10 protein-coding genes are annotated in these 10,602 nt (G+C 69.9%); 7 read left to right on the plus strand and 3 right to left on the minus strand.

Features of this window, described 5'->3' with window-relative positions:
* Positions 1–18 precede the first annotated feature (18 nt).
* Positions 19–567, minus strand: coding sequence for a hypothetical protein (locus tag D7X74_RS34000; RefSeq protein WP_120537163.1), 549 nt, complete (start codon positions 565–567; stop codon positions 19–21).
* Positions 568–765: 198 nt separating this feature from the next.
* On the opposite strand from D7X74_RS34000, the gene D7X74_RS34005 reads away from it, so the two are divergent.
* The 6 genes from D7X74_RS34005 to secF all read left to right on the plus strand — a co-directional run bounded on the left by D7X74_RS34005 (position 766) and on the right by secF (position 7,687).
* A complete protein-coding gene (locus D7X74_RS34005; RefSeq protein WP_120537164.1) occupies positions 766–1,872 on the plus strand; it encodes a SpoIID/LytB domain-containing protein in 1,107 nt (368 codons plus the stop codon).
* A gap of 62 nt (positions 1,873–1,934) precedes the next feature.
* A complete protein-coding gene (gene queA / locus D7X74_RS34010) occupies positions 1,935–3,023 on the plus strand; it encodes a tRNA preQ1(34) S-adenosylmethionine ribosyltransferase-isomerase QueA (protein ID WP_120537165.1) in 1,089 nt (362 codons plus the stop codon).
* 56 nt (positions 3,024–3,079) lie between these two features.
* Positions 3,080–4,213, plus strand: a complete 1,134-nt coding sequence (tgt, locus tag D7X74_RS34015; protein ID WP_370450834.1) for a tRNA guanosine(34) transglycosylase Tgt — start codon at positions 3,080–3,082, stop codon at positions 4,211–4,213.
* Positions 4,214–4,372: 159 nt separating this feature from the next.
* Entirely contained in the window at positions 4,373–4,723 is a 351-nt protein-coding gene (gene yajC / locus D7X74_RS34020; RefSeq protein ID WP_120537167.1) for a preprotein translocase subunit YajC, read from the plus strand.
* Entirely contained in the window at positions 4,724–6,496 is a 1,773-nt protein-coding gene (gene secD, locus D7X74_RS34025) for a protein translocase subunit SecD (protein WP_120537168.1), read from the plus strand.
* 27 nt (positions 6,497–6,523) lie between these two features.
* Positions 6,524–7,687, plus strand: coding sequence for a protein translocase subunit SecF (secF, locus tag D7X74_RS34030; protein ID WP_120537169.1), 1,164 nt, complete (start codon positions 6,524–6,526; stop codon positions 7,685–7,687).
* Positions 7,688–7,765: 78 nt separating this feature from the next.
* On the opposite strand, the gene D7X74_RS34035 is transcribed toward secF, so the two are convergent.
* Entirely contained in the window at positions 7,766–8,350 is a 585-nt protein-coding gene (locus D7X74_RS34035) for an outer membrane beta-barrel protein (protein WP_120537170.1), read from the minus strand.
* Between the two features lie 173 nt (positions 8,351–8,523).
* Between D7X74_RS34035 and recJ the strand changes: the two genes are divergently transcribed.
* Positions 8,524–10,239, plus strand: a complete 1,716-nt coding sequence (gene recJ / locus D7X74_RS34040; RefSeq protein ID WP_120537171.1) for a single-stranded-DNA-specific exonuclease RecJ — start codon at positions 8,524–8,526, stop codon at positions 10,237–10,239.
* A gap of 13 nt (positions 10,240–10,252) precedes the next feature.
* On the opposite strand, the gene D7X74_RS34045 is transcribed toward recJ, so the two are convergent.
* Positions 10,253–10,492: a YHS domain-containing protein gene (locus D7X74_RS34045; RefSeq protein WP_120537172.1), complete on the minus strand. Its 240-nt coding sequence runs from the start codon at positions 10,490–10,492 to the stop codon at positions 10,253–10,255.
* Between the last annotated feature and the right edge of the window lie 110 nt (positions 10,493–10,602).

Below are 10,602 nucleotides of genomic sequence, written 5' to 3' on the forward strand. Positions count from 1 at the left end.
CCCTCCGGGAGGGGCTGGCTAGCGGCGCTCTGGAGAACGCATGCGGCGTTCGGGCCTGGGTTCGGGGTCCGGGGGGCGGGTCCAGTACAGCCAGGCCGTCAGGGCGAGGAGCGCGGCCACGGCCAGTCTTCGCAACCACTCTTCACGGGCCCGTCCGGGCGAGTCCGCGTCCGCCTGCGCGGCCTCCGCCAGCGTGGTTTCCATCGCGGGCCCCAATTCGTGCATGCGCCGGCACACCTGGGCCACGGGGGCGAGCGCCACCGGCACGGGGGCCGTGTCCTTCTCCACGGCCGCGGCCAACATGCGCTCCCAGGCGGCGGCTTCCTCCGCCCCTTCCGGTTCCCTCGCGGGCTGCCCAGCCTTTCGGGCCAACGCGACGGCGGAGCGCAACAGCAGCACCGAGAACGCGTCGCTGGAGATGCCGTACCAGGTCGCGCACTCCGCGAGCGTGCGGCGCTCGACGAGACGGCGGACCAACACGGCGGCCATGCGCGGCTCCAGTTCGCGCAGGGCCGCGCCGAGCGCTTCGGAGGACAGGCGGGAGGCTTCAGGCACGGAGGCAGTCACGCGGGTTCCATTCTGCGGCATCCTCCGAGCGTTTTCGCGGGCCACCTGGGCCCACCCATCCTGCCGACGTGTTTCGCACCAGCGGAGTGGGTTGGCGGCCGACCGCTCCCGCTGAGTGCATTCCCGGCCCCGCGCTCCGCGTCCTGGCCTTTGGTCGATTTCTTGAGGCGGATCGCCACGCCTCTAGACTGTTCGACCATGTTGCAACGTGTGGCACTGCTGCTGCTCCTGCTCGCCTCGTCGCGGGCGTTCGCCGTGGAGACGATGCGCATTGCCATGGATGACCCCGGGGACGAGGTCCGCGTGAGCGGTCGCGGCCTGGGCTTCGGACCCGATGCCGAGGACGGGACCTTCGTGGCCATCAGCGCGGGTCAGGCCACCGTGCGTCGCCGGAGCGGGCGGCTGGAGGTCAACGGGGCTCCAGTCCTCGGCGACGCCGTTCGCTTTCGCGGAGGGATGGAGTCCCTGGACGCGGGCGGCCCCGGCAACGAGCCCCTCAAGGCAGGCAGCTCGCAGGTTCGCGGCGACGTCGTCGTCCGCGTCTACCGGGACAGCCTCCAGCTCATCAACGTCATCCCCCTGGAGGACTACCTCGCCGCGGTGCTCGGCAGCGAGATGCCGGTGTCCTTCCCCCTGGAAGCCCTCAAGGCCCAGGCCGTCGCCGCCCGCACCTACGCGCTGCAGAAGAAGCTGGATTCGTACGGTGCCGCCTTCCACATGGGCAGCAGCGTGCTCCACCAGGTGTACGGCGGCGTCAACCGCGAGGACGCCAAGACGCGCGCCGCGGTCGAGGCCACTCGCGGCGAGGTCCTGACGTACGACCTGGCCCCCATCGAGGCGTACTTCCATGCCTCCTGCGGCGGCCACACCGAGTCCGGTCAGGACGCGCTCGGGCGGAACCTGCCCTACCTGAAGCCCGTCGACTGCCCCTGCGGCAAGCTGCCGGCCAGCCGCTGGTCCGCGACCCTCTCCGAGAGCGAGCTGCGCAAGGCCCTGAAGTCCTCTCCGGGCGGCATGCGCGTCACGGGCCGCACCGCCACGCACCGCGTGACGCGCGTGACGCTGGCGGATGGCAGCGCGGTGGACGGCGTGCAGTTCCGGCGCAGGCTGGGCTACACGCGGCTCAAGAGCCTGGATTTCGACGTGGAGTCCTCCAGCAAGGGCTACGTCTTCACCGGGCGCGGCTTCGGCCATGGGGCGGGCCTCTGCCAGTGGGGCGCCAAGGCGCTCGCCGACCAGGGCAAGGAGTACCGGGACATCCTCTCCCACTACTACCCGGGCGCCGAGTTCCAGCAGCTCTACTGACCCCCTCCGTCCGCCTCGGATGGTTCCGCGAGGGCGCGGGGACTGCTACAAGCGCTGCCCCCGTGTCGTCCCTCCTCTCCGACTACGATTTCGAGCTCCCCGAGGCGCAGATCGCCCAGGCCCCGCTGCCCCACCGGGACGCGTCGCGCCTGATGGTCGTCAGCCGCGCCACCGGCGCGTGGAGCCACCAGCGCTTCACCGACCTCGTGGACCTGCTGCGCGACGGTGACCTGCTCGTCCTCAACGACGCGCGCGTCATCCCCGCCCGCCTGCTGGGCCAGAAGTCCGGCACCGGCGGCCGCGTCGAGCTGCTGGTGGTCCGCCCCGCCGCCACCTCCACGCTCACCTCCGCCGCGCTGGGCGGCGCCCCCGAGTCGCTCGACTGGGTCTGCCTGGGACAGGCCTCCAAGGGCCTCAAGCCCGGCCAGTCCCTCACCTTCGCGGGCGGCCTGTCCGCCGAGGTCGTGGAGGCGCTGGGGGGAGGGGAGTACCGGGTGCGCTTCCACGCCGCGCCGGGCGCCTCCCTGGCGTCGCTGCTGGACGCGGCCGGACGGCTCCCCCTGCCGCCCTACATCACCCGCGAGCCCAGCGCCGCCGACGCCGAGCGCTACCAGACCGTGTACGCCCGCGCCTCTGGCGCCGTGGCCGCGCCCACCGCGGGGCTGCACTTCACCGACGACGTGTTCGCACGCCTCGCGGCGCGGGGCATCTCGCGCGTGGAGGTGACGCTCGACGTGGGGCCCGGCACCTTCCTCCCCGTGCGCGAGGAGGTGCTGGACAAGCACCACATGCACCCGGAGCGCTTCACCGTGCCCGAGGCCACCGCCGCCGCCGTGAACGCCGCGAAGGCGGAGGGGCGCCGGGTGGTCGCGGTGGGCACCACCGTGGTGCGCACCCTGGAGTCCGCCACCGACCCCCAGACGGGCCGGCTGCGCTCCGGGCCCGGCGAGACGGCGATGTTCATCCGCCCCGGCTATGTCTTCCGCCAGGTGGACGTGCTCCTCACGAACTTCCACCTCCCGCGCTCCACGCTGGTGATGCTGGTGAGCGCGCTCCTGGGCCGTGAGCGCACGCTCGCCGCGTACCAGGAGGCCGTGCGCGCGGGCTACCGGTTCTTCAGTTACGGCGATGCCATGTTGGTGAAGGAGTGAGTGCCGTGGTCGACGAGCAGCGCAAGGAAAAGGGCGATACCCGCGTGCCCCCGGGGCTGGTGCGCTTCGAGCTGTTGCACGAGGACACCGGCACCAAGGCCCGGCGCGGGCGGCTGCACACGCCCCACGGCCCCATCGAGACGCCCATCTTCATGCCCGTGGGCACCGTGGGCAGCGTCAAGGGCGTGGGCCCCGACGACCTCGTCAACCTGGATGCGCAGATCATCCTGGGCAACACCTACCACCTGATGCTCCGCCCCGGAGAGCCGCTCATCCAGGAGATGGGCGGCCTGCACCGCTTCATCTCCTGGGACCGGCCCATGCTCACCGACAGCGGCGGCTTCCAGGTGTTCAGCCTGTCGGAGAAGCGGAAGATCACGGAAGAGGGCGCCGCGTTCCAGTCGCACCTGGACGGCTCGCGTCATTCGCTGTCCCCGGAGCGCTCCATCGCCATCCAGGAGACGCTGGGCGCGGACGTCATCATGGCATTCGACGAGTGCCCCCCGTCCACCGAGGACCGGCCCTACCTGGAGAAGTCCCTGGCCCGCACCACGCGCTGGCTGCACCGGTGCGTGAAGGCGTGGAGCCGTGAGCGCTCGTCGCTCTTCGGCATCGTCCAGGGCGGCCTGCACGAGGACCTGCGCAAGCGCCACGCGGAGGAGATCTGCGCGGTGGACCTGCCCGGGTACGCGCTGGGCGGCTACTCCGTGGGCGAGGCCCCGGAGGCGATGCACGCGGGCGTGGCGTACTCGGCGCCGCTGCTGCCCCGCGACCGTCCCCGCTACCTGATGGGCGTGGGGACGCCGCTGGACCTGGTGACGTGCGTGGAGCAGGGCGTGGACATGTTCGACTGCGTGCTGCCCACCCGGTGCGCCCGGAACGGCCTGCTCTTCACCTCGGAGGGCAAGCTTGTCATTCGCAACGCGGCCTACGCCAAGGACCCCCGGCCGGTGGACCCGGCGTGCTCCTGCTATACCTGCCGGACCTTCAGCCGGGCCTACCTGCGCCACCTGTTCGCGGCGGGGGAGATCCTCGCGATGCGCCTCAACACGCTGCACAACCTGCACTACTTCCTCACCCTGATGGCGGATGTGCGCAGGGCCATCTCCGAGGACCGTTTCGCTTCGTTCGCGAAGGACTTCCGGGCCCGTGCCCACGCCCAGGAGGCCGAGCGGACCCGTGGCCGGTGAGCGACCAACGGGATTGCCGTGCTTCCGGCGTTCACTTGCTCACATGGGGCGCCCTTGCTAAGAGGCCACCCTTTCGGATGTTTTGCCCCCACCCGTACGCCGGGGACGGGGCACACACGGATTTCTTCCGAATCCTCCCTTCAAACCACGAGGCAGTGAGTGGCTGACAGTTTCCTGATTCTCGCGCAGGCCGGGGCCGGTTCTCCCCTCGGGACCTTCGGCTTCCTCGCCGTGCTGGTGGCCATCATGTACTTCGTGATGATCCGCCCCCAGCAGAAGCAGCTCAAGGAGCACCGTGCACTGCTCGCGGGGCTGAAGAAGGGGGATGACGTCGTGACGTCCGGCGGCATCCTCGGACGCATCCACCAGGTGGATGACAGCACCGTGACGGTGGAGATCGCCAGCGGCGTGCGCGTGCGCGTGCTCAAGACGGCTGTCAGCGCGAAGGGAACCGTTCCGGTGGCTGCGGCCCCGACGGCGCCCTCCGCCGACAAGAAGGAGGACAAGTAAATGGACCGCGGCTGGTATTGGAAGTTCGGAATGATTGTCGCGGTGACGCTGGGAACGCTCTGGTTCCTCGTCCCCACGTACTACTCGCTGGTGGTGTTGGATCGCGCCGAGCGCAACAACATCGCCGTGCTGGAGAAGCGGCTGCCGTCGTGGGCGCCCCCCGCCAAGTACCGCCTCAACCTGGGGCTGGACCTGCAGGGCGGCATCCACATGGTCATGCGCGTGGACACCAAGACGGCCCTGCAGAAGCGCACCGAGCGCCGCGGGCAGCAGATCGCCACGTACGTCAACGACAAGAAGCTGGGCGAGGTGACGGCGGACACGGATCCGGAGCGGCTGCAGCTGATGCTGACCGCGAAGGACCCGGCGACGATGGACGCCATCCAGAAGGAGGTGCTGGCCACCTTCACCGACTTCTCCCTGGAGTCGCGCAACGGCGCCACGCTGGTGCTCAAGCCGGACGAGGGCCAGGTGAACCGCTTCCGCGATGAAGCCGTGGACCAGGCGATGCTCGTCATCCGCCGCCGCATCGACAAGTGGGGCGTGGCGGAAGTGGACGTGCGCAAGCTGGGCACCGACTCCATCCAGATCTCCCTGCCGGGCCGCAGCAACCCGGAGCAGGCCAAGGAGCTGGTGGGCACCACCGCGCAGCTGGAGTTCCGGATGGTGGACGACACCAACCCCCAGGTCTTCGCGCAGATGTTCACCCAGAGCCCGCCGCCGGCGGAGAGCAACATCACCCTGGCGCAGGATGAAGGCTTCCCGCAGCTGTCGTCGCCCAACCGCGAGGCGCTGCTGGCGTACGCGAAGGACAAGGCGCCGGAAGGCCGCGACGTGCTGACCCAGTGCGTGGCCAACCCGGTGAAGAAGAACGACTGCATCGCGTACCGCAGCTTCCTCGTGGACAAGAACGTGCCGCTCACGGGTGAGAGCCTGTCGGGCGCGGACGCGTCCGTCAGCCAGATGAACGAGCCGGAGGTGAACATCGCCTTCGACCCCGCGGGCGCTCGCGAGTTCGAGAAGCTCACCGAGGCGGGCGTGGGCCGTCGCATGGCCATCGTGCTGGACGACAACGTGCACACCGCGCCGAACATCAACGAGAAGATTGGCGGCGGCCGCGCGCGCATCACCATGGGCCGCGCGGGCGCTCGCAGCTTCGAGGAGTGGCTGGGCGAGGCGCAGACGCTGGCGCTGGTGCTCAAGGCGGGCGCGCTGCCCGCGCCGGTGACGGTGGGCGAAATCCGTCAGGTGGGCGCGACGCTGGGCGACGAGCTCATCAAGAAGGGCAGCCTGGCCGCGCTGGTGGGCCTGGCGCTCGTCATCGTCTTCATGGCCATCTACTACCGCAAGTCCGGCCTCATCGCGGACGTGGCGCTCCTGCTCAACGGTCTGCTCATCCTGGCGGGCCTGGCGTTCTTCAACGCCACGCTGACGCTGCCGGGCATCGCGGGCTTCGTGCTGACGCTGGGCATCGCGGTGGATGCGAACGTGCTCATCAACGAGCGCATCCGCGAGGAGCTGTCGCTGGGCAAGTCCGCGCGCGCGGCGGTGGACCAGGGCTACGACCGCGCCTTCTGGACCATCTTCGACGCGCACGTGACGACGCTCATCGCGGGCTTCATCCTGTTCTTCACCGGAACCGGGCCGGTCCGCGGCTTCGCCACCACGCTCATCGTGGGTCTGCTGGCGTCGCTGTTCACGTCCATCGTCGTGACGCGCGTCATCACGACCTACTTCGTCCACGGCCGTAATGCGCAGTCGGTGTCGGTCTAACCGGCCCAGGCGCCACGGGAACCCGCCATGCAGATTCTCAAGCACAAGACGAACTTCGACTTCATCAGCAAGCGCAAGCCGGCGCTCTTCATCTCCACGCTCGTCAACCTGGCCATCATCGTGGGCATCGCCACGGTGGGGTTCAACTTCGGCGTGGACTTCGCCGGCGGCACGGTGGTGGAGCTGAAGTACCACACGCCCACCACCGAGCAGGAAGTCCGCGAGCGCGCGCAGTCCGGCGGACTGCACGACGTGACGGTCCAGCGCGTGGGCTCCGCCGAGGAGAACACCTTCCTGCTGCGCATGGGCGGCGTCACGCAGCTCACCGAGGAGAACGCGGAGCACGCGAAGGCCGCCATCCAGGGCCTGGGCGAGACGCGCAGCGTGTACGCGGACATGGCGAACGGCATCGTCAACTTCCGCTCCGCTCAGCCCATGTCCGCGGACGCGGTGAAGAAGGCCGTGCAGGCGGCGGGCATCGGCGTGCAGGAGGTGCGTGACCTGGGCGCGAACCAGGGCGGCACCGGCTACGACTACCAGGTCGTCGCGAGCGGCATGGCGGACAAGGTGTTCTCCGCGCTGGGCGCCGGCATGGAGAAGCCCAACTTCGAGCAGCGCCGCGTGGACTACGTGGGCCCGCAGGTGGGCAAGCAGCTGCGCAACCGCGGCGTCATGGCGCTCTTGTACTCCATGGTCGCCATCCTCATCTACGTGGCGTTCCGCTTCGACTTCAAGTTCGGCCCGGGCGCGCTGCTCGCCATGCTTCACGACGTCATCATGGTCGCGGGCTACTACCTGGTGAGTCAGCGGGAGTTCAACCTCACGTCCATCGCCGCGCTGCTCACCATCGTGGGCTACTCGGTGAACGACACCATCGTCATCTACGACCGCATCCGCGAGGACATGGTGAAGTACAAGGGCAAGGCGCTGCCGGAGATCATCAACATCGCCGTCAACGACACGCTGGGCCGCACCATCCTCACCTCCGGCGTGACGGCGCTGTCGCTCATCGGTCTGCTCATCTTCGGCGTGGGCGAAATCTTCGACTTCGCCATGGCCATGCTGGTGGGCATCCTCGTGGGCACGTACTCGTCCGTGTACATCGCCAGCCCGGTGGTCATCTGGCTGGACGAGCGCGCGGCGCACCGTGATTCGCACCAGGGCAGCAAGCAGGAGCCGAAGGCGGCCTGAGCCGTCCTTCGCAGCCTGGATGCAGTGAGGGCCCTCCTTCCTTCGTGGAAGCGAGGGCCCTTCGCTTTCCACCCGAAGCTAGAAGCGCGCGCCCAGCGTGAGCGACGCGTCCATCAGCCCGCCGCCGTTGTCGTTCGCCGCGACGTCCGCGAAGTCCTGGTCGATGAGGACGCGGTAGGTGCCGCGCACGCCGGCGGTGAGGCCGCCGGTGTTGAACTCCAGGCCCACCGCCAGGGGCACCTCCTCCATCATGTCCGAGTCGTAGAGCCCCGCGCCCGCGCCGCGCACGTCCACGTAGGACAGGCCCAGGCCCACGCCCGCGAAGGGGCGCACCGCGGTGAGGAAGGGCGGCGACACCTTGATGAGCGCGCTGCCGCCGTTGCGCACCAGCGAGGGCCCGTCGAAGAGGCGCGTGTCGCTCACCTTGTTCTGCGAGCCCTCGTAGCCGACCTCCAGGCCCAGGAAGGTGGTGGGCTGCACGTTGAGCGTCAGGCCCCACAGGGGGCCCGTGCTGGACAGGTCGCCCAGGTCGCCCGTGTAGTCGCCCACGCCGCCGCGCAGGAACACGTTCACGTCCCCCTGCTTCCTATCCGCCGCGAGCGCGCTGCCCGCGCACAGCACGGCGGCGAGCAGGGCGCCGCCCTGGAGGGTTCTTCGAAGCATGCGCTGCCTCCGTTGTCCGGTGGTGTGCTTTCAAGCTGGGCACCGCGCACCCGCCGTGCAGGTTGGAAGCAGGAAGGCGAGCGAGCGCACGTCTGAACAACCGTGCAGGAGGGGAGATGTGAGAGGACGGGTTGGACTGCCTTGGTCGGACGTCTGAGGTACTGTCCTTCACCATGCGGTGGTTGCTTCCAGACGTCGTTGAGCAGGAGGTCGGGTTGCTGGCGGGAGAGCTCTCGCTGCACCCGTTGGCGGCGAGGGTGTTGTTGCATCGCGGCTACCGCACGCCGGAGGCGGCGTCGGCCTTCCTGTCGGACCGGTTGGCGGACCTGCCGGACCCGTTCCGGATGAAGGGCATGACGGGCGGGGTGGAGCGCATCCTCCGCGCGCTGCGCAACAAGGAGAAGGTGACGCTCTACGGGGACTACGACGTGGACGGCGTCAGCTCCACGTCGCTCATGTACCTGTTCCTCAAGGAGCTGGGCGCGGCCCCCGCCACGTACATCCCGCACCGGCTGGATGAGGGCTACGGCCTCAACCTGGGCGCGGTGGAGCGCATCGCGCAGGACGGCACGCGCCTGTTGGTGACGCTGGACTGCGGCATCACGTCCGTGGCGGAGATTGCCCGCGCGCGGGAGATGGGCCTGGACGTCGTCGTGGTGGACCACCACACGGTGCCGCCCACGCTGCCGCCCGCGGTGGCCGTCCTCAACCCGCACCAGCCCGGCTGCGAGTACCCCTCGAAGGTGCTGTGCGCGGCGGGCGTGGCCTTCAACCTCTGCATGGGCCTGCGCAAGCGCCTGCGCGACGACGGCTTCTTCGCCACGCGCAAGGAGCCCAACCTCAAGGCGCTGATGGACCTGGTGGCGCTGGCCACCGTGGCGGATGTGGTGCCGCTCACCGGCGCCAACCGCATCCTCGTGGCGCACGGCCTCCAGGAGCTGTCCCAGGGCCGCCGCCCCGGCATCCGCGCGCTGAAGGAGGTGGCCGGGCTGGAGCCGGACGCCACCGTCACCGCGGGGCAGGTGGGCTTCCGCCTGGGGCCTCGCATCAACGCCGCCGGACGACTGCACGACGCGTCGCTGGGCCTCCAGTTGCTGTGCGCGGACTCCCTGGAGACGGCGCGCTCGCTGGCGCAGGTGTTGGACCGCGCGAACGCGGAGCGCCAGGGAATTGAAAGCAGCATCCTCACGCAGGCGCTGGCGCAGGCGGAGGAGCACAAGGACGCGCGCGGCTTCGTGCTCTACGACGAGGGCTGGCACCCGGGCGTCATCGGCATCGTCGCGTCGCGCGTGGTGGAGCGCTACCACCGGCCCACGGTGATGGTGGGCGTGAAGGACGGGGTGGGGAAGGGCTCGGCGCGCAGCATCGAGGCGTTCCACCTGTACGACGCGCTCACCGGCTGTTCGGACCTGCTCACGCGCTACGGCGGCCACAAGCACGCCGCCGGCCTCACCGTGGACGCGGGGAACCTGCCCGCCTTCCGCGCGGCCTTCGAGAAGATCGCCCTCCAGCGCCTGACGCCCGAGGACCTGATTCCCCGCTGCCGCGTGGACGCGGTGGTGAACCCGAGCGACCTGGATGCTTCCGCGGTGGAGTCACTTCAGCGGCTGGGGCCCTTTGGTCAGGGCAACCCGGAGCCGGTGCTGGTGCTGCGCGGCCAGACGGCGCGCCCGCGCGTGCTGCCCGCGAAGTCCGGCGTCAGTGGCGCCGGGCACCTGAAGCTCGCGCTGCTGGACGCGCCGGAGCTGGACGCCATCGGCTTTGGCATGGCGGATCGCGTGTCCATGGTGGAGGGGCCGGTGGACCTGGCGTTCCAGGCCGGCTTCGACACCTTCCGGGGCCAGCGAAAGCTGTCCCTGCGCCTCAAGGACCTGCGTCAGGCGGCGTGAAGCCGCCGGGCATCTACGCAAGCCCCCAGCGCACCCGGCCCGGTGACATCAGCGCGCCGGCCCGCGCCAGTTCGTTGAGACGGAAGCGCTCCGCCTGACGCTCGAAGGCGGTGCGGCAGACCTCCGAACAGAAGAAGTACCGGCGCTTCTTGTACTCCGATGACGGATGGCCCTCCGGGGCCTCCAGGTGCCTGCCGCACACCGGGTCCCAGTGCTTGCCCTGCCCCTGCGCCTGTTCCTGAACGCCCTTCATCTTCCACCTCCGGCCCAGCGCCCCTGACTCCCCCACCCGGCGCGGATGTAAGCAGGGTGCGTGCCAGCGGCCCAGCTCCTTGGAACGCCAAGCAAGGGCGGGGGGACGTG

The organism is Corallococcus sp. CA047B (assembly GCF_003612065.1).
GTDB lineage: Bacteria > Myxococcota > Myxococcia > Myxococcales > Myxococcaceae > Corallococcus > Corallococcus praedator.

Bases quoted from the DNA above. Each gene is read 5' to 3' on its own strand.
- D7X74_RS34005 (WP_120537164.1), top strand. From the start codon at position 766: ATGTTGCAACGTGTGGCACTGCTGCTGCTCCTGCTCGCCTCGTCGCGG.
- secD (WP_120537168.1), top strand. From the start codon at position 4,724: ATGGACCGCGGCTGGTATTGGAAGTTCGGAATGATTGTCGCGGTGACG.
- secF (WP_120537169.1), top strand. From the start codon at position 6,524: ATGCAGATTCTCAAGCACAAGACGAACTTCGACTTCATCAGCAAGCGC.
- D7X74_RS34035 (WP_120537170.1), bottom strand. From the start codon at position 8,350: ATGCTTCGAAGAACCCTCCAGGGCGGCGCCCTGCTCGCCGCCGTGCTG.
- recJ (WP_120537171.1), top strand. From the start codon at position 8,524: ATGCGGTGGTTGCTTCCAGACGTCGTTGAGCAGGAGGTCGGGTTGCTG.
- D7X74_RS34045 (WP_120537172.1), bottom strand. From the start codon at position 10,492: ATGAAGGGCGTTCAGGAACAGGCGCAGGGGCAGGGCAAGCACTGGGAC.